We start from the raw sequence: 21967 nt of genomic DNA on the forward strand, positions 1-21967 counted from the left end.
CAATCGATTCAAGGACGCTCTTCGATGCTCACCCGGTACTACCCATCCGCCCTACGTATCGTGGGCTGCATCGTCGCGGTCTGTTCCGCGATTTCTGCCCTGCTCCTTGGCACTGCCCCCCCTCCTGATGGGCTGACTGCCCTTGATCCGGCTGCGCTGAGGACCGTCGCGGTGGTTGTGCTCATAGCATTTGGCGTCGCGTTGCCCGTTGCTGTTCTCCTCACGAGCCCTCTGAAGCAGCTGCTGCTGAAAGCCGGCGCCTTTGCCTTCGCTGCGTTCGCCAACGCGATGACGCTCAGCCCGCTGCTGTCTGTTCCATTTCAAGACACGACGGCACTTATCGTAGTGATGTGTGGACTCGTCATGGCCACGCTCAGCGTTCTGGCCTACATGGATTCTGTGCAGCGCAAGACGCCTCAGAGCAAGTTTTAGCCCTCTGATGCGAGCCCGCACGGCCGATTACCACACGCTCCGCAATTTCAGGTCGTTTGAACTCCTCAATACCTTGCGGTGGGCCATTTCGCTGGACGGTTTCAAGGCGCTGACATTGTTGGGTTCTGTAGCCGGGGTTGCCGTAGGAACCTTGGTTTGCGTCATGACGCTCACTGTCCTCAGGGATGGCTTGTTCCGCGGGAATATGGACGACGCCCTCAGCCTTGGCTTCCTGGCACTCGTCTATTCAGCCGCAGTCCTCGGGCTCGGCGAAATCGTTTCCAACCGGAGACTCGCTGTGACCGGAACCCCACACCTTGAACTGTTCAGGGCGATGGAGTTGCCCATTCATCAGGTGGTCCTCCGCTATGGAATCCTTCCGTTGGTCCGGCGACTCGGCTTGCTGTGGTTCGCGGCCGCGTTGTTTCTAACGGTGTTCTTCGAGGTCTCGCCACGATATCTGGCCACCGTCGTTGCCACCGTAGCCGTGCTCTTGGTGACCACGGCCGCGGCGCTCCATTGTGTATTGCGCTTCGCCTCGTCCGCCGCCCGCCGCAATACCCTCAGCTGGTCTTTCGGTCTCCTGGCGCTAACGGTGGGTCTCCTGATCGGCGGGGCGACGGCGCCGCTGCTTTCCCACGTTCGAGCGGCCGGGGCGTGGGATGCTGGCTCTGCTCTCTTCGAGAGTACGGCCGCTGTGGCATGTGCGGTGTCCCTCGCAGCCACAGGGGCATCGGGTCTTTTCAGTCTTCGGTTGTGGCGGGGATTGGCGTACCGGAAGATACTCCTCGCGACTCCGGTCACTAGCCGGAAGAAGCGCCGCCTCACGCTCGCATCAATTCTGCTGTCCGAGCTGTTCCACAGCCGGCAAGGTTCCGTTGTGGGCGTTATCGCTTTGTCGTGGATCGCCGTCGTAGGTTCTCTCCTAGGTGCCAGCGGTGTCCTGCGGTTAGACAGCAGTCTCGACGGCGGTGACCTTCAGCGATCGCTCATCGGCGTCACCTTGGTCCTTAGCCTCGGGGTAACAGAGCCGACGCTTTACCGAATCGGCCCCACGGCCAAGCTGTATGCGTTGCGGTTCGCCTGGGAGAACGGCAACTCGGCGAGGTCCATCGTGACAGGGCTCATCGGCGTCTACTTCCTGATAGGCGGCGCCATCGGTCTTTTCGTATTCTGCAGCGCATTCCTGGCTTTGGGCATCATGGACATGGGCATCATTTTGACCGGAGTGATCGTCATGGCGGCCGGGATTATCGCCGAAGCCCTGGCGCGGCCTGCCACCAGCACCGACGGCACGAAGGCAGCAGACATCATGGATGCCCTCTATACACTCCTGCTGGTTTCGCCGTGCTCGCTCATCCTTGTCCTCAGCCCTGCACGCAGCACCATCTTGCTGCTCGGCTACACCATCCTTCTGACCCTGGGAGCCACCGCATGCCTTCGCACACACCTCCTGAAACTTCGCTCTCACTCGAGTCCGTAACCGTCGGCTACCAGCAGGGCTCCCCCGTCTTGGACGGGCTCAGCCTGGCAATGACAGGCCCCGGCATCTACCGTGTCGCGGGCAGCAACGGCAGCGGCAAATCAACCTTGCTCGAACTCATCAGCGGGTTCCTCCACCCATGGTCCGGCAAGGTTCGACTCTGCGGCCTGGACGCGAGCAGTCCGCAGGCCCGCGAGGTTCGCAGCGTGTGCCGGACGTCCCCAGCGCTGTACCCATCAATGACGGTGCAAGACCATCTGGCATTTGCTGCCCAAAGCCGTGGCGTTGGGCGCGACGCGGGACTCTCCCGATTGGAGGCCTATGGTCTCAAGGATTGGGCTGAACAGCCCGCGTCCACGTTGTCCACGGGCAACCAACGCAAGCTCTGGATCCTCATGTGTACCGTGGCGGACACCCCTATCATCGCAATCGACGAGCCCTTCAACGGGATGGACAGTCAGGGCACCGATGCGCTGATCTCCGAACTACACGAATGGGCTTCACGCAAGATCGTGGTGCTCGTGTCGCACACCGTCCCCGAACAACTCGCCGTGGACCACTCGTTTCGCTTCCAGCCAGCAGAGTAGGGCAAGTCTGCGGCCAGGGTTACGGTTCGGCCGCACGAATGTGACGCACCTCACTGCGCCGGATGGGTGGCGGTGAGGATTCGCCGAATCTGGTCATTTGGCGAACCGCCGCCCGGCACTCCCGGACCGCACCGCCCGTTTCGCCAGTGATCAGACGATTTCCCGGGCTTTCCTTCGATGGTTCCTCCTGTAGCCGCCGGCGTCTGTTCCATGGCTTCCTGCCGTCCGGAGGCGCCAGCTTGCACTTCGCGTGCAGGAGTCGCAAACTTCATGTCCCAGCAGCATCACGGGCGTCAGGTTGTGGATGCCGCAGGCCGGCGGACCCCGCGCCGGACCGGTGCTTTGGGGCCGAAATGCCATGTGCTTTCCCATCCCAGAAAGCATCACGGAATTCAATCCAGACCCGAATGGGTTCGGATCCCACGCACCATTGGACGGGATCCGGGACCGAGGCCGCGGCGTCGGCTTTGCAGCATGAGGTAGGACATTCAATGCCAGTTCCACCGGGATACCCCAGCAGTTCCGTCCAAGGCAACAACATGGGTGAGGAGGAGCATCAAGCCTTCTACCGGCGTCGGCCCGACGAAAAGACCCCTGCGGCACGCTCTGCGCGGGGGTTCGCACTCTTCGTGGGGATCGACGAGGCGGTGGCCCAATCGGCAGGCACCTCCCTGTGCGGGCTCGCGAAGGACATCCGCGACTACGGCCACGCCCTGGTGGACGGGCTCGACAGCCACGTCGCGGTGGCGCTCGGCCCGCCCGGCGGCGAAGGCAGCCCAATCCAGAGCGTCTTCGCAGCGTTCGGTGACCCCTCGGCCCTGGCCCGGCCCCGGCGGGACATTAAGGTGCCCCTTCCGTCAGCAGTCCGGCCCCCAGCAATCCAGCCCCGGCGTGCCAAGAGGCCTGCCGCGTCGGGCGTGCTCATTGATGTGTCGGCCAGGAAGGTCTATCTCGACGGCGAATCGGTGCACTTGACCATCAAGGAGTTCCGGCTGATGACCTACCTGATAGACAACAGGGCGCGCATCGTCGGCCGGGCGGAACTGCTCCAGCACATCTGGGGGCATGCCGCCGAACTGCCCAACGAGCGCGCCATCGATATCCACGTCCGGCGGCTTCGGAGCAAGCTCGGACGGCTTGCCAGGACCATCCAGACCCGGCGCGGAGCCGGCTACCAGTTCCGCGGCGATCCGGAGCTCACGGTGTGCACCGCCCCGGAATACATGATCTAGTGCGGGGTGCCGGCCCCGCCCTGTGCCGTCTGGCCCCGCCTGGCGGTCACCGCGATGGCTGCTCCTCGTGTGCGGCCCGGAGCTGGAGCCACAGGGCCAGCATGGTGTCGGGATCGCCGAGATCGGCATCCAGCGCCTCGGCTGCCCGCTGGATCCGGTACCGCACCGTGTTGTCGTGGACGCCCAGCTCCCCGGCCGTGCGCAGCGTGTTGCCCAGGTTCCGGCACCAGCAAAGCAGCGTCTCGCTGAGGTTGCCCCGTCCGGTGGCCTGTTCCTTGTCGATGAGCGCCGCCAGCCGGGCGTTCAGGACAAGGGGTTCAGCCGCAATGGTGTCCCGGACCTTGTTGATCAGAAGCTGGGACTGGACGTCACCCCGCGCCAAGACACGGCGGGCTGAACCGCGGACATGGCAGCGCAGGATGGCGTCCAGTTCCTGCCGGCGGGCGGTGAGGGAGCCGCTGTGGTGCGCCGGCTCAGCGACGGCGGCCACCGTTTCCCCGTCCACCACCCGGTCGATGACGTGCAGGACACGCTCGGCGATGGTCCGGGCCTCTTCCTGCTTGTCGGTGTGGATCAGGACATAGATGCGCCGCTCGACAACCACCGCGCACGATTCGCGCCGGTACGCCGAATAGTGCCGGTCGATGGTCGTCTTCATCTGGGTCAGGGTGGTCGGCGATATGGTGTTGCCCAGCACTGAGAATCCCGTCAGAATGACAGGTTCTCCGTCTGCCACACCGAGTTCCGCCAGTTCTGTTCCCGTCAGGTTGGTGCCGGCAATCAGCCTCCGGAGGACTTCCTCCCGTGGCCCCTAGTTGGCATCCTGGATCCTCCAGTTCTCCAGCATGTGCGAGGCGGCGGTCCATGCCGCGTGGGCCAGCGCCGCCTGCTTTTCGGCTTCACCGGGAAGCGAGTCATCGCCGGCCCTGCCGTCGATGGCCCAGATCGTTCCGAGCGGAACGGAGCCGGCCCGGACGGCGATTGCCATCCGGGCGTAGTCTTCCCCGAACTCCGGAAACCTCAGCGGCCCTTTGGCCGTGAGGACCTCACGGTACTGGACGTCGTTGAAGGCGGTTAACGGGACCCGACGGCTGAGGATGCCGCGCGTGCGCAGATTGTCGATGAGCTGGCCCGGGACCGAGGAGTAGGCCAGGATCTGGCGCCCCATTCCTTCGATGGAGACGGAGCCGCCAAAGACCTCGGCCAGGCTGTTTGCCAGGGCAAATAGCGGCTCCAGTGACGCCTGCCGTGAGGCCCCGCCGGACATGTTGCTTTCCCCCAGGATGCTGGAGACGAAAGCGTCCATGTACCGCCACGTCACGTGGTCCGCCACGTCGATGACCGCCATGCCCGCATTGGCCGCAATGGCAGAGATTTCCGCCCGCCGTCCAGGCCGGCATTTCAGGGCGATGGCGCTGTAGCTGCGGCGGACCGCCTGCTCCACGAGGCGCTCGATGTCGTCCCTGGACAGGGCGTTGCTCGACATCATGAACAGGAACGTCCCCGGGATGTCCGGGAGCTCGTCCGTGACTTCCGCGAATTCCGTGTTGCCCACCACGGGCGAGGAGGAAGGGCCGGGGGAGAGCACCGTGACGGATGACCCCAGCTGCTCCAGCAACTCCGAAAGCAGCAGCTGGCTCTCCTGGGGCTGAGGATTGCCGTCTTTTGCGAATTCTCCCAATTCCATGCCTCGATCTTACGCACTTTCCATAAATCATTGTGACGGATGTCTCACTAGCCTTGATTCAGATGCGGTTCGGACGCCCGTATCCGCCCACCTGATTCATCCCCGAGGAGCCCACATGACCCAGACCCTGGTTGCCCCAGGAACCGCACCCTGCCTTGACGATCTCTGGCAGATCCTGCCCGAGGAAGCTGGCTCCAACGAACAGGGCGAACTGACCATTGGGGGCTGTTCGGCGGTGGAGCTGGCCAAGACGTTTGGAACCCCGCTCCATGTCATTGACGAGACAGGCCTGCGGCGCCAGATGCGTCGCTTCGTGGACGGGCTGGCCTCGCGTTGGCCTAACTCGGAGGTCCTGTTCGCCTCGAAGTCGCTGCCGGCCGTGGCCATGTATGCGATCGCCGCGGCCGAAGGGCTGTGCCTGGACGTGGCCGGTGCGGGCGAGATCCGCCTCGCCCTCGCGGCCGGGGTGGATCCGGGCCGCATCTTCCTCCACGGCAACGCCAAGAGCCGGGAAGACCTCGAACTCGCACTGCGCGTGGGTGTCGGCACCATCATCATCGACAATTTCGACGACATCGACCGGCTCGAGCAGATGGTCACCGCACCGCAGTCCGTGCTGCTCCGGGTGATCCCCGAGGTCCAGGCGGACACGCACGCCTCCATTTTCACCGGAGGCAAGGAATCGAAGTTCGGCCTGCCCCTGGAGCAGGCGGCTGAAGCCATCGGCCGCATCACACAGCATCCCTTGCTGCAGTTCGACGGCGTGCACGTGCACATCGGCTCGCAGATCCTCGACGCCCGTCCGTTCGGCGAGGCGGTGGCCGCAGTCTCATCGATCGGGCAGTTCCCCGTGTACGACGTCGGAGGCGGGCTGGGCGTCAAATACACCTTTGGTGACCAGCCGCCAACGGTCGAAGAGTATTTGGATTCCATCACCGCAGCAGCCCGCACATACCTGCCGGCGGATGCAAAGATCCTGATCGAACCCGGACGGTCCGTGGTGGCCCGGGCCGGGATCACGCTCTACCAGGTCAGCACCATCAAGGAAACGGCCAAGACCTTCGTGGCTGTCAACGGCGGACTGGCGGACCTCATCAATGTGGCGCTCACCGGTCAACGCTACGAACCGGTTGTGGCGAACCGGTTGCACGAGCCCTGGGACACCCGCGCCCAGATTGTGGGGCGGCAATGCGAGTCGGGCGACCTCATGGTGGACAACGCACTCATCAGTGCACCGCGCCTCGGCGACACCATCGCCCTGGCGGCCACCGGTGCCTACAGCTACACCTTCTCCAACAACTACAACGGCGCCCTCAAACCAGCCATCGTCTTCGTTGCCGACGGCGAGCCCCGGCTCGCGGTCCGCCGCGAAAGCTACGAGGACCTCCTGCGCTGCCACGAACCTGCCGGAAACATCACCTGGTAACCGTCAACACCCATTTCCCACGCAACAAACGGCCCTCCGTGCCGTGCATCCCCATCATGAGGAGAACACCATGAAGAAGCTATCCGCAGCCCTGTCCATCGTGGCCGCTGCCAGCCTGCTTTTCGTTTCCGCCTGTTCCAACGACACCTCGGCTGACGCCGCAAAACCAAGTGACCCGTCCGCCGTCGCGCCCAACCCGCCGATCCAGACGAGCAAGGACGCCGCAGTGGCGGCACTGCTCCCGGAGAGCATCCGCGCCAAGGGCGAGATCAAGGCCGCAGGCAACATCCCCTACCCGCCGTACACGATGTATGACACTGACAGCAGGGCAACGGGATTCGACTACGACCTCTCCCAGGCGCTGGGGCAGAAGCTCGACATTCCCGTGTCCTTCAACCAGCAGGCCTTCTCCACCATCATCCCGTCCCTGCTCTCCAAGAAGTTCGACGTCATTCTTAGCGCGATGAATGACACTCCGGAGCGGCAGAAGACACTCAACTTCGTGGACTACACGCACGGCGGATTCATCATCGTGGTGAAGAACGGCAACCCGGAAAAGGTGCAGAACCTGCTGGACCTCTGTGGCAAGACCGTTTCGGTCCAGAAGGCCACGGTCCAGGGCGATCTCCTGCGGGACCTCGAAGGAAAGTGCAAGGCCAAAGGCCAGAGCGGCGTCTCGGTCCTGGAACTGCCAAGCGACCTGGATGCCCAGACCGCGCTGCGGGCCGGGAAGAGCCAGGCCTATGTGGTGGACGCGCCAGTCGCTGAATTCGTGGTGAAGACCGCCGGCGATGGCAAGGCGTTCGAGCTTGTCCGGGACCCGGAATTCCCTTCGGGCTACCTGCCGGTCTTCAGCGGAATGGGAAACCTCAATACAGATCCCCAGTTCACCGAGGCCCTGCGCTCGGCCTTCCAGGCGCTCATTGACGATGGCACCTACAAGAAGATCCTGGACCGTTACTCCCTCACCCCGTACGGCGTGGCTTCGGCCGCGGTCAACCAGGGAAAGTAGCCGGCAATGAGCCTCCCCACCCAACAGTCCGTCGCTCCCCACGCCCATGTTTCCGGGCCGGAGGGGCCCGCCGGCGACATCAAGGCCGTTCCGCTGCGCCGCCCCTGGCGGGTGGTCAGCGCAGTGGTCCTGCTGTTCGTCGTCGCACTGTTCATCGAATCCCTGGTGACGAACAAGAACATCGAATACCCGGTGATCGGGCGCTACCTGCTTGACACCCACATCCTCGCCGGTGTGGGCCTCACCCTGCTCCTGACCGTCCTGTCGATGCTGGTCTCCACGCTCCTGGCCATCGTCATCGCGGCGATGCGCCTGTCCACCAACCCCGTCCTGTCCACGCTGTCGTGGCTGTACGTGTGGCTGTTCCGCGGCACCCCGCTGCTGGTGCAGATCGTGCTGTGGGGCTACCTCGGCCTGCTCTACAGCCGGCTCTCGGTGGGCATCCCGCTCACGGACATCGTGTTCTGGTCCGTGGACACGAACGCGATCATCACGGCCTTCGTGGCCGGATTCCTGGCCTTGACCTTCAACGAGGCCGCGTATTCCTCGGAGATCGTGCGGGCCGGAATGCTCTCCGTGGATGAAGGCCAGCGCGAGGCCGCCTACTCACTGGGGATGTCCCCGCTGTTCACGTTCAACCGGATCCTGCTGCCGCAGGCCATGCGGGTCATTATTCCCCCGATGGGCAACGAGCTCATCTCCATGCTGAAGAACACCTCGCTGCTCTCGGTGATCGCAGTCCTTGAGCTCTACACTCAGGCGTCGCTCATTTCCTCGCAGAACCTCCGGCAGGTCGAACTGCTGGTGGTGGTGAGTATCTGGTACCTGTTCATGACGAGCCTGCTGTCCATCCCGCAGTACTACTTGGAGCGCCGCTTCGGCCGCGGAGCCAGCAGAACGCTGCCCCCCACGCCGCTGCAGCGCGTCCGGAGATTCCTTGCCGACCGCACGTCCCAACCCACACCGGTCCCCGTCGGGACCACGGAGGTGAATGTTCCGTGACAACAACCCCATCCGCAGACGCGCAGGCCGCACTCTCACCGGAGGCGGCAACGAAGCCGCTGGTGAGAATCCAGAATGTGCGCAAGAGCTTCGGCAGCCACGAGGTCCTCAAGGACATCACGCTGAATGTCAACGCCGGCGAGGTCACGTGCCTGCTGGGCCCGTCCGGCTCCGGCAAGTCCACGCTGCTGCGCTGCGTTAACCACCTGGAAAGCATCGACGGCGGACGCATCTACGTGGACGAGGACCTCATCGGGTACCGCCAGCACGGGGCCAGGATTTACGAAATGACCCCGCGCGAAATCGCCCGGCAGCGCCGCAACGTTGGCATGGTGTTCCAGAAGTTCAATCTCTTCCCGCACAAGACTGCCCTGGAGAACATCACCGAGGCCCCCATCGGGGTCAAGGGCCAGGCCAGGCAGGACGCAGTCCGGCGAGCCATGGAACTGCTTGACAGGGTAGGGCTGGCCGATTGGGCGAACCACTACCCGGCGCAGCTCTCCGGCGGGCAGCAGCAGCGCGTGGCCATCGCCCGTGCCCTGGCCATGGACCCCAAGCTGATGCTCTTCGACGAGCCCACCTCGGCCCTGGACCCCGAACTGGTGGGCGACGTTCTGGACGTCATGCGGTCCTTGGCCGCCCAAGGCATGACCATGATTGTGGTGACGCACGAGATCGGCTTCGCCCGCAGCGCCGCTGACCAGGTGGTGTTCATGGACGGCGGCGTAGTGGTGGAGCGCGGACACCCCGAACAGGTCATCTCGGCGCCGCAGAATCACCGGACCAAGGCGTTCATCGAGAGCGTGCTCGTCTAGGGCCGCAAGCCCTACGGCCGCAAACCAACGAGGCAGGGCCACCCAGTCAACGTGACCGGGTGGCCCTGCCTTGTGGCCCGCGGCTTCCGGCTACCCCGCTGAGCCGGCCAAGGCCGCAGCGATCGCGTCGAACGCGCCGATGGTGGAGAAGAGCTTCGCTGCGTCCTGGGGCAGCGGCCAGCTGGAGAGTTTTGCGGCTACGAGGCCGGCCGGCCGGTTGATGTAGATCATTTGACCGTGGATGCCTAGACACAGCAGCACATCGTTGCCGGGGTATGGGAACCAGAGTTGGTTCCGGTACATTCCGCCCGGCATCCTGTTATCGCCAGGGCTGTACAGGAATGCTTCCCGGGTATCGGTGTCGCCCTGCAGTGTCTCAGTAACCCAAGTCGGTGAAAGCACTTGCTCACCGGTAAGGGACAGACCGCCGTTGAGGAACAGCGCCCCAAAACGGAGCAGGTCCCGAAGACAGGAGTTGATCCCGCCGTCGAACATGCCGGTGCCGACCTGGTCGGTGCCGATGGTGGCGTCGGACTCCGCACCGATCCTGGACCACAGGAGCCTGGACATGAGCGCGGGCATGGGTTCGCCGCCGGCTGCTTCACAGACCCAACCCAGCACGTCGGTTTCGCAGGACCGGTATTCGAAGGCTCCGCCGTGGAAGGTCTTCTGTTGCAGGGTCTGCAGGTACCCGTACATGGTGGAGGGTAGCCCGGGATCGATCCGGGGTGCCCAACCGATGGCTTCCTCCAGGCGCCGCACCTCGGCGAAGGGGTCCAGGTAGTTCTCTGAGAATGCGATACCGGAGCGCATGTCCAGCAAGTGCCGGACGGTGGCGCCGGCGTACCCGGAGCCGAGGAGCGCGGGAACGTATGTGGTTATGGGTGCGTCGACGTCGATAAGACCAGCGTCGGAAAGGGCACCGGCAACGGCCCCAACGAGGGATTTGCTCACCGACATCAGCAAGTGCGATGAGACAGCTGTCATCTCGCCGAAGTATTCCTCCACTACCAGCTTTCCCCGGTGCATGACGGCCCAGCCATCGGTGTCGGTGGCATCGATCACCTGCCGGAGGGTCGCCGCGGTTCCACCTGCCACAAGAATGATCGGAATGCTGTCAAGGTCCGCGGGTTCCGGCTCCAGCGCCGCGACCGGTCCGGTTCCCCGGGAGATGGCCGCCGTGGGCAGGAACTCGGCGATGTGTTGGAAACTCCAGCGCAAGTGCTGGGAGGATTGCCAGTTTTGCAGGTCCATACCTTCCGGAAAACCACCACCAGCGTTGCTGGATAGGCTCTCTCCTGATCTGATTGCCACGTCCTCAGCAGAACTTATCACTGGGACTTCACCCCTTGCGCTTGTTTCGGATCCTCTGCGTTTGTCAGCGGAACACCGAGGTAGCCGGCGCGGATCGAATCGATGAGGTGGCGGGCGCGGATGGACAGGACTGTCTTCCCGACGACGTCACGCTGCAGGCGACCCTTGGTGACCAGAACGCCCAGGTCGGCGCCCTTCCAGCGGTAGTCTCCGGGCCCGTAGATGCGCAGGAAGAAGGCTTCAGTGTCGTTTTGCAGCTGGTGCCAGTCAAGCGCAGCACGTCGGAACACAAGGGCGCCGGTTGCATCGAGGTAGTACTGGCCAGTGTGGGGGGTTTCCACGAGTTGTTCGACCACGGGGGAGGTTTCCTTGATGATCATCTGGCTCCAGACGTCGCCGCCAGCCAGGTTCTCCCAGCGCTGGTTGATTTCATCCACATCCAGTTCGTACTCGACGTCCATGTATTCGAGCAGGTGGAAGAGGAAGAGCGGAACATCGGCGTAGGCGCCGGCTGTGACGTTGGTGATCGCGGAGGCGCCGCTGATCCGCGGGTTCAGTTCCCCTAGGTACACCTCGTTTTCGTCGGTGTCGATGAGTACGTCGACTTCGAAAAAGCCACGGTAGCCTTCCTGGCCGAGCCGATCGCCCAGACGACGTACCAATTCGGTGGCCTTCCCGCGCTGTGCCGCGCTCAACACTTCGGGGTGCATTTCATTGCCGCACCAGCCGCCCCTGTATGGGGTGAGCTCGGAGTATCCGGTTAGTTCGGTCAGGAACGGTCCGACGATGGTGCCGCAGCGTGTGATGACTGCCTCGACGGCGACAGGAAGGTTGTTGATCCGGCGCATGACCTTCAGGTCTTGGCCCACTATGTCGTCTTTGTGCTTGTCCCAGTCGGATTCGGAAGTGATAAAGAAGGTCGTCTTTCCCGAGTCCCCGTAGGGTGTCTGCACCACAAGGTCTTCGCCCAGGCCAGCGGCCTTGGCAGCGTCCAACAGTTCGTCCCAGTCGTCGGCCGTGGTCAGGACGTTGGGTACGCTTGGGGCGCCCGCTTCGTTGCCGATCTGTGTGGTGACGATTTTTGAATCGAGGCGCTCCCGAAGGCTGGCCGGTGGAAGGATCAGGTCATAGCCGAGCTCGGCGCAAATGGCTTCGGTTTCCTCGTTGAAGAAGACCATCGCAACTTTCGGACGGACGCCGGGGTGGAGGCCACGAGCCATGTGAGCCCGTACCTCGGCGTTGTTGAGCAGCCAGTTGTTGATGGCCTCTCCATCTTCAAACTCCTGGTAAGGCTTGTATGCCGGAGAGAACACCTTGGGGTGCGCCCCGTCCCAAGCGTCGTAGTACGTGACGTAGGAGAAATTCCTCACCCACCTGTCCAGGCCGAGCAGGTTGAACGGTGTGGCGCCGATGAAGAACACCGGAACATCATTGGTGCGGAAGAAGTGCCGTATCTCGGAAATGTTCCGCAAACCACCCCCACCGGCGGGCCTCGGCAGCGCATCAGCGAACGCCGCATCGGTGCCGACACTGACCTCAGGAACATCTTCCGATGCCACCGGCGATAGTACGGGAGTTTTGGGGTTCGGCTTTGCCGGCTTCGGGCCGTTCCCAGCGGGCTTGCCTGTGGGCGTGCGGCGATTCTGGACCATGGTGCTATACCTCCGGGGTGTTGTGATTGAAGTTTCTGTGTGTCTGTGTGAAAGTCGGACGTCTTTTGATGGACGGTGGCCGAGTATTCCCCGAGTACCAGGTGGAGGACACCCACGGGATCCCCCGGGGCCCAGCCTGGTCCAATCCTGAATTACTTCTTTGGCGGCGGGGTCAGTTCGTGCTTTTGGCATTGCTTTCATGTGTCTAAGGGAGTCGGATGGGCTTGAGTTCTTCGAAGCGGTCGCCGGGGCCGGGGTTGTCTGGGTGGGTCTTGCCGCCGAGTTGGGTCATGACCGCCCAGACGGCGTTGAGTCCGGTGGTGACGGCGCCGTCGGCCCAGCCGCCGGTCCAGGACACGTCGTCGCCGGCGATGTAGATGCCGCGGTGCTCCGGAGCGTGGTCGGCCTGCATGAAGTGCGTGTAGAGGCGTTCCTGGTAGCGGTAGTGGCCGGGAAGGTTGTCGCTGAAGGCGCCCATGAAGTTGGGGTCGTCCTCCCACGAGACCGTGATCGGCTCGCCGATGATGTGCGAGGCGATGTCCACCGTGGGGTAGATCTGCTTGAGCGAGTGCAGCATGAGCCGGACGCGTTCGTCGGCGTCCAGGGGCAGCCATTTGAGGGCGTCGTCGTTCCAGGTGTAGGACAGGCAGATGAGGGCCGGCTGGCCGGGTCCGTTGTCCAGGAGGTAGGTGCCGCGGGTGAGGCGGTCCGTGAGGGTAGTGCTCATGACCTGGCGGCCGGTTTCGGGGTCGATGTCCTTCCAGAACGGCCGGTCCACCACCACGAAGGTCTTGGAGGACTGCAGGTAGTGGCTGCGCTCGATGGCGGTCCACAGCTTGTGGCTGAAGAGCGATTCGTCGACGTCGATCCTCGCCGAGAGCAGCCAGCTTTGGCAGGTGGCGATGACCGCCGGGTACCGGGCTTCCTTGCCCCACTTGTCGGTGACGGAAAGATCCCCGGGGGTGCCGTCGTCGTTGTTCAGGCGCTTGATGGAGGCGACGGCGCCGCGGGGGTGGCCGCCGTGCAGGGAGGCGAGGCTGGTGCCCTCGGGCCAGTGGGCAAGGCCCTCCGGGGCGTGGTTCCACAGGCGTTCGGGGAGGAGCTGGGCGCCGCCGATGATGCGGTGCTGCTCGGCGTCGGCGTCCACGTAGACCACGCGCAGGATTTCCAGGATGGAGTCAGGGAAGTTGGTGTCCCAGCCGCCGGTGCCGAAGCCCACCTGTCCGAAGGCCTCGCGGTATTCGAACGGCAGGGCGGAGAAGGCCTTGGACGTGGCGAGGTAGCCGGAGAAGGAGACGTCGTCGAAGAGGGGGACGATCTCGTTCCAGAGCTTCTTGATGGTGGGCAGGTCGCGGGTGCGGATGGCTTCCTGCATGGCGCTGAAGTGGGCGCGTTCCTCGAGGCAGTCGTCCCAGGCCTTGGCGACGTCGCCGAAGAACTGCGGCAGGTCCTCGGGCTTCTCGGCGTAGTGCGCCTGGCCGCCGAGCTCGATGACGGTGCTGCCGGCCGCGGGAGTGAGGGGGTTCGGGAACGGCTGCGTTTCGATGCCCACCAGGTGGGCGTAGTGGAAGAAAGACCTGCCCGAGCGCGGGAACCGCATGCCGCCGAGGTCGGCGACCGGGCCGGTCTGGCCTTCCGGTCGGCCGGCCCGCAAACGGCCGCCGATCCGGGACGACTCGTAGATGACCGGCTTGAGGCCCATCTTCATCAACTCATGTGCAGCCACAAGGCCGGACAATCCGGCACCGATCACGGCGACTTCCGTTCCGTGCATCTTCGTGGGAACGGCTCCCAAGCCCGCTGGGTGGGTCAGGTAGTCGTCGTAGGGGAATGGGAAGTCCGGGTTGAGCATGGTGATGGGTGCAGCCGATGAGGCATCGGCGGCTGCAGTTGGCGTGCTGGTGGCTGCGATGGTCAATGGTCTCCTTAGGGGGTGTAGACGGAAGCCGTGTGGTTGGCGAACCGGGCAAGATAGCCGGTGTCGGCCCGGGCCTGGACCAAGCTCTCAAGGTCGATGTCGGCGACGATGAGTTCGCCGTCATCGGCCGCCGCTGACAGGTGGCGGCCGTAGGGGTCGGCGATGGTGCTCAGCCCGGCGAAAGAAGGCCCGGCATGGTTGGCGTAGGCGATGAAAATCTGGCTTTCCAACGCGCGCGTCGGTACCACCATGGCCGGAATAAGACGCGTATCGAGCGGCTGCCTCCCTGAGGCGTCTGGTTCCCGGAGCGGTACGGCTGTAGGGACGCAGAGCAGCTCAGCGCCAGCCAGAGCAGCCGATCGCACGAACTCGGGAAATTCGACGTCGAAACAAATCCCCAGGGCAACTCGGACGCCGTTGAAAGGTACGACGACGGGTGGCATGGTTCCGGGGGTGAACACTGAGTTCTCGTCGCGGCCGAACAGGTTCTGCTTGCGGTAGCGGGTCAGTTCCGTGCCGTCGGCACTGAACAACGAGGCCGAGATGTAGTGGTCGCCGTCCTCGTGCTCAACGGTGGAGGCTACGAGCCCGATTCCCATGCCGGCGGCTAAAGCCGCGAGTTGCTGCCTGTGCGCCTCGCCGTCGGTGCCGTGGACCAGGGTTGGGGCGTAGCCGGGAATGAACAGTTCAGGTGTGACGAGCAGGTCTGCCCCGCGTTGCCGGGCCTGCTCTGCACGGACAGCCAAGCGTCTGAGATTCACTGGTCCGGAGTTGACCAAGCCAGTGGCTTGCAGGACGGCGACCCGCACATCCGGGGTGCGCGTTAGGGTCACTGGGCCCCGTCCAGTTCTCCGCGGCACAGCCGCGCCACAACTTCGGTGAGGATGTCCACACCGGCGCTGATGTCGCCGTCGGTGGTGTACTCGCGTTCGTTGTGGGAGATGCCCTCGACGCTGGGAACAAACAGCATCACGGTGGGGACGATGTCCTTCATGTTGATGGAGTCGTGGCCTGCCAGCGTGAACACGGGCGTGTTGCTCAACTCGAGCTTCTCGGCGCACTCGCGTGCCAGCTCGACGCCAGCGGGCTGGTAGGGGTTGATCCCCCAAGCGTGCGACTGCTCGACGTCGACGGTGACGTTGGCGTCCTTTTCGATTCGAGAGATACCGTCCTGGAGCAGCTTCTGGGCTGCAGCCAGGACCGTTTCGTCGGCGCTGCGCAGGTCCATGACCAGGTCCACCCGGGACGGAACAACCACAGGTGAATTCGGGTAGACATCCAGCTGGCCGACGGAGGTGTGCAGTACGGTGCCGGAGAAAGAATCGGCGATCTCCCGGAGCAGGACCACCAGCATCGACGCGCCGAGCAAGGCGTCCTTACGGTCGGCGATGATGGCGGAACCGGTGTGTGCCTGTTCGCCGTGCACCGTGGCGGTGTATTTCACAGCAGCCCAGCAGGAATGGACCAGGCCGATGGTGGTCCCGGAATCCTCCAAGGACCGGCCCTGCTCGATATGGATTTCGGCGTAGGCCGCGGCCACCGGGCCGGTACCCGAGCCAAGGTGTCCGATCGCTTCCAGGGCCTGGGCCACGGTGGTGCCTTGTTTGTCTTGAATCGCGCGGGCTTCCTCGACGGGGAGCTTACCGGTGTAAACGGAGCTTCCCATCATGGAGGGGGCGAACCGGCAGCCTTCCTCGTTGAACCAGTCCACGATCGCCAGGTTGTACTTCGGTGCATCGTCACTGTTGCTGGCGGCCAGGCGCCGGCCGGCATGCAGGGCGGCCGCGACGCCATAGGCACCGTCAAACTTCCCCGCGGTCGGCTGGCTGTCCAGGTGGGAACCAACCAGCACGTAAGGCGCGCCCGGGGTCCATTCCAAAAGGGCGAAGATGTTACCGATCTGATCTACCTCGGTGCGGAAACCATACTGGGTGGCCAATGACGTGAACCAGATCCTGGCCTGCGCATCGGCAGTCGTCGCCGCCTGCCGGTCCACGCCGTGTCCGGGCGTTTCCCCGATTGCGGACAGGCTGCGGAAATCACGAAGGAAGGCTTCGGCTGCGGAGATCTTGGTGGTGGATTCGATGGTGGGCGTGCTCATGATGCGGAGTCCTCCGTCTTGTTCGGGGTGGCGGCTGCGATGATAGGAAGGCTGTGGCTTCCGGGGTTAAGAATGGCCAGTTCGATGACGCGTTTGCGGACGGCGAACCATCCGGCGATCAGGGCGGGAATGAAGACGACGAGGGCGGCCACGGTGTACGTGCCAATCGGGAAATCGAAGAGCATGAGCAGCAGAACTCCCCCTAGGAATGCCAAGGTCAGGTAGGAGGTCCATGGGGCGCCCAGCATCCGGAAAGAAGGCCGCGGCAGCACGCCCTTTTTGGACAGCTTGTAAAGCTTGAGCTGGCACAGCACGATCGTTCCCCACGTGCAAAGGATTGCCAGGGCGGTTGCGTTGAGGGCGATCTCGAAGGCCATGGCGGGAACCACGGCATTCAGTCCCACACCCAGCAGGGTGATGGCGGCCGTGAAGAGGATCCCGCCGTACGGAACGCCACCGCGGCTCATCCTGTCCATGAATTTCGGTGCCGTACCGGTTTGTGCCATGGAACGGTAGATCCTGCCCGTGGAGTACAGGCCGGCATTGAGACTGGAAAGTGCAGCTGTCAGCACCACGAAGTTCATGACATCGCCGGCGCCGGGAACGCCGATAGCGGCAAAGAAGGTGACGAACGGCGACTCGCCAGCCTTGTAGGCGTTGAACGGAAGGAGGAGCGCCAGCAAGGCGGAGGCGCCGACGTAGAAGATGGCGATGCGGAAGATGACGGCGTTGACGGCCTTCGGCATGACCTTCTCAGGGTTTTTCGTTTCGCCTGCGGCGACGCCGATCAGGTCGATGCCGGCGTAGGCGAAGACGATGCCCTGGACGATGATGACGGCGGGAAGCAGCCCGTTCGGCAGAAGGCCTCCGTGGTCCGCGATCAGGGAGAAACCTGGGCTGTGGCCTGCGACGGGGAAGTTGCCAGCGAAGAAGATGCCTCCCACGATCAGGAAGGCGACCAGGGCGCCGACCTTGATGACGGAGAACCAGAACTCCAGCTCACCGAACAATTTCACCGAGATCAGGTTTACGGCGGTGACGACCGCCAGGGCAATGAGTGCCAGCACCCACTGCGGGACGGAGCTGAACGCAGTCCAGTAGTGGAAGTACACAGCAATGGCGGTGATATCCACGATCGCTGTGAGCGCCCAGGAGATGGCGTAAACCCAACCGGAAACGTAGGCGGCTTTTTCTCCATAGAACTCGCGTGCGTAGGAAACAAAGGAACCAGAGGACGGGCGGTGCAGGACTAGCTCGCCCAGAGCCCGGAGGACGAAGAACGCGAAGACGCCGCAGATGGCATAGACGATGGGTAGGACCGGGCCGGCCGAAGCCAGCCTCCCTCCTGCGCCAAGGAACAGGCCGGTGCCGATTGCACCGCCGATGCCGATCATCTGGACCTGCCGGTTGGACAGGCCCTTCTTGTACCCTGCTTGTTCATCGGAACGGACGGCCGTTGTCCGTTCCTCGACTGGGTCTGTGGTTGTCATGGAAAACTCCTGGCCGATGAGAATGTGACTGTCGCCATAGGGAGACAGGAAAAGATCGTCCCAAGAGAAAACGGGTGATCCTATGACAGCACCGCAACAAAGAGACCCGACTAAATGTGCGGACGCCTAGTGCCATTGGCATTCCCGAAAGGCACTCTGATGGAAGGCGGATTATTACGGAGGTTTCTGTGAACGAAGAAGTGCAATGGCAACGGATTATCGAAACCCTGGTCAGTCAGGTGCCACAACTCTCGGAGAACTTTCTGGGAAGGATTCTCTCGGACCCGGTGTACTCGTCTTCAGTGCTGACCATGGAGGATCTTCGGGAAAGCAGTCAGCTGACCTTCGAGGCACTGCTGGAGTCTTTAGGCCAGGGTGGAGCGCCGGTAGCCCGCCTCGAAAGCATCGCCGCTGATCTGGGGGCCAGACGCGCGCAACAAGGAGTCCCGCTGGACAGTCTCAGTGGAGCCATCAGAACGGACTTTTCCGTGCTGTGGGATGCACTTTCTGCACCATCGCTTGGCGTCAATCCTGGGCTTCTGGTGCGAAGGAACGCGATGATATGGCGGACCGTCGATGCCTTTGGCGCGCGGGTCCAGGAATGCTACCGGGCAGAACTTGAAGACATCGAGAGGGCAAACGCGAATCTGCAGCACCAGTATCTAACCCAGCTGCTGGCACCTACGGAACCCACTCCGTCGGACCTCGAACGGATCGCCGGTGCACTCCAAATCAGGATAGCTGCCGAATTTCTTGTCGTGGCCATCAGCAGGGATGACAGCCTCAAAGTACAGCGGCGACTCAGCTTGGGGCCTCGACGCAGGCATCTGACATTCATCTATGACCAAGGGCATCACACCTTGATCATCCGACAGCGAGTTCAACAAAACCGAAAGGACCTTGCATACGACGAGACTTCGTTGTTCGATGGCATGGCCGCAGCAGTCGCTCCTTTTGCCGATGGATTCGCCAGCGTCCGGTCCGCGACAAAGGCCGCTGTTGAGATCATGACGGATTTGCCAATGGGCAGCCAAGGTATTTTCACTCTTCGGGATCGCTGGGATTCCATCACCCGCCACCGGCTGGCCCAGCAAGGGTGCGATCCCGGCCAACTTGTCTACCCTCACCTGCGCCGCTGCACGCCGCTCGAACGGGAGCGCCTGCTGGAAACTGCCACAGTCTTCCTGGCAAGCGGCAGTCTGATCGAGACCGCGGCGAAGCTAGGCTGCCACCGCAACACGATCCTGAACCGGCTGACCGCCTTTGAAAAATACACCGGACTCGACGTCCAAAAACCAAGGGACGCTGCCGCAGCTGTACTTGCCCTGCACATGGGAATCAAGACGCTGCACACACCACCCGGCGCTGACGGCGTCCATCCACACGGCAGCGTCCTCGGGGTCTAGAAGGCGGCCTGGACGCCGAGGAGACCGGGCAACAATGGAGGGGCCAGCCGAAGCTGGCCCCTCCATTTGAGCTGGCGTTCGCTGCTACGAATCGCGCGGGAGGACGGCGACGCCCTCTCTGTAGTCGAAGGCCTGGCGCGTTCCAAGGCTTTCCCGCACGATCCAGATCGTGCGGGAATCCAGGGTTTTCTCGTCAACCACAGCCCAGTACCGGCCAAGCTCCGGATGGTGCACCCGGACGGAATCACCGGTGGCGAGGCCGCTCCAGTCCTGGCTTGCCGGCTGTTCCACGCACGGCAACGAGCGCTGGTTCATGGCGCGGCCCTCAGCGCCGTCGCCTCGATTTCGAAGCGGAACGGGCCCACCAGCCCTGCCACGATGGTGGTCCGTGCCGGTTTGGCGTCAGGGAACCGCTGTGTGTAGAGCCGGTTGAATTCGGGAAGGTCGGCGGCATCCGTCAGCACGCAGAAGGTGCGGACGACGTCCTCCGGAGCGCAATCACCGGCGGCGAGGACGGCTTCCAGATTGTCCAGCGCCTGCTCGACTTCTGCTGCGAACGTCTCCGGCACGGCTCCTGTGGCAGGATCCAGGCCGACTTGTCCGGAGGTGAAGAGAAGGTGCTCCGTCGCCGTTGCCTGGGACAGCACGGGAAGGCTGGGGGCATGGCTGGTCCGGATGATGGTTGCTCGGGTCATGGTGGGCTTTCGTCCTAGGGCAGGCGGATGGGCTTGAGTTCCTCGAAGCGGTCGCCGGGGCCGGGGTTGTCCGGGTGGGTGTTGCCGCCGAGTTGGGTCATGACTGCCCAGACGGCGTTGAGTCCGGTGGTGACGGCGCCGTCGGCCCAGCCGCCGGTCCAGGACACGTCGTCGCCGGCGATGTAGATGCCGCGGTGCTCCGGAGCGTGGTCGGCCTGCATGAAGTGCGTGTAGAGGCGTTCCTGGTAGCGGTAGTGGCCGGGCAGGTTGTCGCTGAAGGCGCCCATGAAGTTGGGGTCGTCCTCCCACGAGACCGTGATCGGCTCGCCGATGATGTGCGAGGCGATGTCCACCGTGGGGTAGATCTGCTTGAGCGAGTGCAGCATGAGCCGGACGCGTTCGTCGGCGTCCAGGGGCAGCCATTTGAGGGCGTCGTCGTTCCAGGTGTAGGACAGGCAGATGAGGGCCGGCTGGCCGGGTCCGTTGTCCAGGAGGTAGGTGCCGCGGGTGAGGCGGTCCGTGAGGGTAGTGCTCATGACCTGGCGGCCGGTTTCGGGGTCGATGTCCTTCCAGAACGGCCGGTCCACCACCACGAAGGTCTTGGAGGACTGCAGGTAGTGGCTGCGCTCGATGGCGGTCCACAGCTTGTGGCTGAAGAGCGATTCGTCGACGTCGATCCTCGCCGAGAGCAGCCAGCTTTGGCAGGTGGCGATGACCGCCGGGTACCGGGCTTCCTTGCCCCACTTGTCGGTGACGGAAAGATCCCCGGGGGTGCCGTCGTCGTTGTTCAGGCGCTTGATGGAGGCGACGGCGCCGCGGGGGTGGCCGCCGTGCAGGGAGGCGAGGCTGGTGCCCTCGGGCCAGTGGGCAAGGCCCTCCGGGGCGTGGTTCCACAGGCGTTCGGGGAGGAGCTGGGCGCCGCCGATGATGCGGTGCTGCTCGGCGTCGGCGTCCACGTAGACCACGCGCAGGATTTCCAGGATGGAGTCAGGGAAGTTGGTGTCCCAGCCGCCGGTGCCGAAGCCCACCTGTCCGAAGGCCTCGCGGTATTCGAACGGCAGGGCGGAGAAGGCCTTGGACGTGGCGAGGTAGCCGGAGAAGGAGACGTCGTCGAAGAGGGGGACGATCTCGTTCCAGAGCTTCTTGATGGTGGGCAGGTCGCGGGTGCGGATGGCTTCCTGCATGGCGCTGAAGTGGGCGCGTTCCTCGAGGCAGTCGTCCCAGGCCTTGGCGACGTCGCCGAAGAACTGCGGCAGGTCCTCGGGCTTCTCGGCGTAGTGCGCCTGGCCGCCGAGCTCGATGACGGTGCTGCCGGCCGCGGGAGTGAGGGGGTTCGGGAACGGCTGCGTTTCGATGCCCACCAGGTGGGCGTAGTGGAAGAAAGACCTGCCCGAGCGCGGGAAGCGCATGCCGCCGAGGTCGGCAACGGGGCCTGCCTGGCCGGGCTGGGTGCCGGCGCGCAGCCGGCCGCCGATGCGGGAGGACTCGTAGACCACCGGCTTGAGGCCCATCTTCATGAGCTCGTAGGCGGCCACCAGCCCGGACAGGCCAGCCCCGACGACGGCCACTTCCGTGCCGTACATGTCCTCCGGGACGGACCCGACGCCGGCCGGGTGGCTGATGTAGTCGTCGTAGGGGAACGGGAAGTCCGGGTTGAGCATGGTGATGGGGCGTGCCGTGGTGTGGGCGGCGGGAGCGGGTGCAGTCGAGGTGCT

20 protein-coding genes are annotated in these 21967 nt (G+C 63.9%); 9 read left to right on the forward strand and 11 right to left on the reverse strand.

The features are described 5' to 3' along the window. Positions 1-24 precede the first annotated feature (24 nt). The 4 genes from NVV90_RS02760 (at position 25) to NVV90_RS02775 (ending at position 3734) form a co-directional block, all read left to right on the forward strand. Positions 25-432 carry a hypothetical protein gene (locus tag NVV90_RS02760; protein ID WP_258439669.1) on the forward strand — a complete coding sequence of 136 codons (408 nt, stop codon included), beginning with the start codon at positions 25-27 and terminating at the stop codon, positions 430-432. A gap of 163 nt (positions 433-595) precedes the next feature. Continuing rightward, positions 596-1915: a hypothetical protein gene (locus NVV90_RS02765; protein WP_258439671.1), complete on the forward strand. Its 1320-nt coding sequence runs from the start codon at positions 596-598 to the stop codon at positions 1913-1915. A gap of 29 nt (positions 1916-1944) precedes the next feature. Then, on the forward strand, positions 1945-2502 hold the full coding sequence (locus tag NVV90_RS02770) for an ATP-binding cassette domain-containing protein (RefSeq protein WP_258439673.1): 558 nt from the start codon (positions 1945-1947) through the stop codon (positions 2500-2502). Between the two features lie 491 nt (positions 2503-2993). Next, positions 2994-3734, forward strand: a complete 741-nt coding sequence (locus tag NVV90_RS02775) for a winged helix-turn-helix domain-containing protein (RefSeq protein ID WP_258439674.1) — start codon at positions 2994-2996, stop codon at positions 3732-3734. Positions 3735-3780: 46 nt separating this feature from the next. Here NVV90_RS02775 and NVV90_RS02780 read toward each other — a convergent pair whose 3' ends face one another. Both NVV90_RS02780 and NVV90_RS02785 read right to left on the reverse strand, forming a co-directional pair. Next, complete coding sequence (locus NVV90_RS02780) at positions 3781-4392, reverse strand: CdaR family transcriptional regulator (RefSeq protein ID WP_258439675.1); 612 nt, start codon at positions 4390-4392, stop codon at positions 3781-3783. A 153-nt stretch (positions 4393-4545) separates the two neighbouring features. Continuing rightward, entirely contained in the window at positions 4546-5421 is an 876-nt protein-coding gene (locus NVV90_RS02785; RefSeq protein WP_258439676.1) for a hypothetical protein, read from the reverse strand. Positions 5422-5536: 115 nt separating this feature from the next. Between NVV90_RS02785 and lysA the strand changes: the two genes are divergently transcribed. The 4 genes from lysA to NVV90_RS02805 all read left to right on the forward strand — a co-directional run bounded on the left by lysA (position 5537) and on the right by NVV90_RS02805 (position 9676). Beyond that, entirely contained in the window at positions 5537-6847 is a 1311-nt protein-coding gene (lysA, locus tag NVV90_RS02790) for a diaminopimelate decarboxylase (RefSeq protein WP_258439677.1), read from the forward strand. A gap of 70 nt (positions 6848-6917) precedes the next feature. Continuing rightward, positions 6918-7859: an ABC transporter substrate-binding protein gene (locus tag NVV90_RS02795; RefSeq protein ID WP_258439678.1), complete on the forward strand. Its 942-nt coding sequence runs from the start codon at positions 6918-6920 to the stop codon at positions 7857-7859. Between the two features lie 6 nt (positions 7860-7865). Further along, positions 7866-8861: an amino acid ABC transporter permease gene (locus NVV90_RS02800; RefSeq protein WP_258439679.1), complete on the forward strand. Its 996-nt coding sequence runs from the start codon at positions 7866-7868 to the stop codon at positions 8859-8861. 59 nt (positions 8862-8920) lie between these two features. After that, on the forward strand, positions 8921-9676 hold the full coding sequence (locus NVV90_RS02805) for an amino acid ABC transporter ATP-binding protein (RefSeq protein ID WP_258441048.1): 756 nt from the start codon (positions 8921-8923) through the stop codon (positions 9674-9676). A gap of 90 nt (positions 9677-9766) precedes the next feature. Here NVV90_RS02805 and NVV90_RS02810 read toward each other — a convergent pair whose 3' ends face one another. The 6 genes from NVV90_RS02810 to NVV90_RS02835 all read right to left on the reverse strand — a co-directional run bounded on the left by NVV90_RS02810 (position 9767) and on the right by NVV90_RS02835 (position 18151). Beyond that, positions 9767-10930 (reverse strand): serine hydrolase, encoded by a 1164-nt coding sequence (locus NVV90_RS02810; RefSeq protein WP_258439680.1) that lies wholly within the window; start codon positions 10928-10930, stop codon positions 9767-9769. 77 nt (positions 10931-11007) lie between these two features. Continuing rightward, positions 11008-12549 (reverse strand): biotin carboxylase, encoded by a 1542-nt coding sequence (locus tag NVV90_RS02815; protein ID WP_258439681.1) that lies wholly within the window; start codon positions 12547-12549, stop codon positions 11008-11010. Between the two features lie 298 nt (positions 12550-12847). Further along, complete coding sequence (locus tag NVV90_RS02820) at positions 12848-14494, reverse strand: NAD(P)/FAD-dependent oxidoreductase (protein ID WP_258441049.1); 1647 nt, start codon at positions 14492-14494, stop codon at positions 12848-12850. Between the two features lie 74 nt (positions 14495-14568). Beyond that, the gene (locus NVV90_RS02825; RefSeq protein WP_258439682.1) at positions 14569-15306 is read right to left on the reverse strand and encodes a nitrilase-related carbon-nitrogen hydrolase; all 738 of its coding nucleotides are present in this window, start codon (positions 15304-15306) and stop codon (positions 14569-14571) included. Positions 15307-15389: 83 nt separating this feature from the next. After that, on the reverse strand, positions 15390-16661 hold the full coding sequence (locus NVV90_RS02830; protein ID WP_258439684.1) for a M20 family metallo-hydrolase: 1272 nt from the start codon (positions 16659-16661) through the stop codon (positions 15390-15392). Beyond that, positions 16658-18151 carry an amino acid permease gene (locus NVV90_RS02835; protein ID WP_258439685.1) on the reverse strand — a complete coding sequence of 498 codons (1494 nt, stop codon included), beginning with the start codon at positions 18149-18151 and terminating at the stop codon, positions 16658-16660. The genes NVV90_RS02830 and NVV90_RS02835 overlap by 4 nt, the downstream gene beginning before the upstream one ends. 188 nt (positions 18152-18339) lie before the next feature. Here NVV90_RS02835 and NVV90_RS02840 point away from each other — a divergent pair, with 188 nt between their 5' ends. Further along, a complete protein-coding gene (locus NVV90_RS02840) occupies positions 18340-19557 on the forward strand; it encodes a helix-turn-helix domain-containing protein (RefSeq protein ID WP_258439686.1) in 1218 nt (405 codons plus the stop codon). 84 nt (positions 19558-19641) lie between these two features. On the opposite strand, the gene NVV90_RS02845 is transcribed toward NVV90_RS02840, so the two are convergent. From NVV90_RS02845 to NVV90_RS02855, 3 genes are read right to left on the reverse strand one after another with little or no spacing between them, the layout of a single operon-like run. Then, positions 19642-19872: a hypothetical protein gene (locus NVV90_RS02845; protein WP_258439687.1), complete on the reverse strand. Its 231-nt coding sequence runs from the start codon at positions 19870-19872 to the stop codon at positions 19642-19644. Further along, entirely contained in the window at positions 19869-20252 is a 384-nt protein-coding gene (locus NVV90_RS02850) for a RidA family protein (protein ID WP_258439688.1), read from the reverse strand. Before NVV90_RS02850 ends, NVV90_RS02845 begins: the two co-directional genes overlap by 4 nt. Positions 20253-20266: 14 nt before the next feature. After that, positions 20267-21913 (reverse strand): NAD(P)/FAD-dependent oxidoreductase, encoded by a 1647-nt coding sequence (locus NVV90_RS02855; RefSeq protein ID WP_258441050.1) that lies wholly within the window; start codon positions 21911-21913, stop codon positions 20267-20269. Positions 21914-21967: the final 54 nt, after the last annotated feature.

The organism is Arthrobacter sp. CJ23 (assembly GCF_024741795.1).
In the GTDB taxonomy this organism is placed as follows: Bacteria; Actinomycetota; Actinomycetes; order Actinomycetales; family Micrococcaceae; genus Arthrobacter.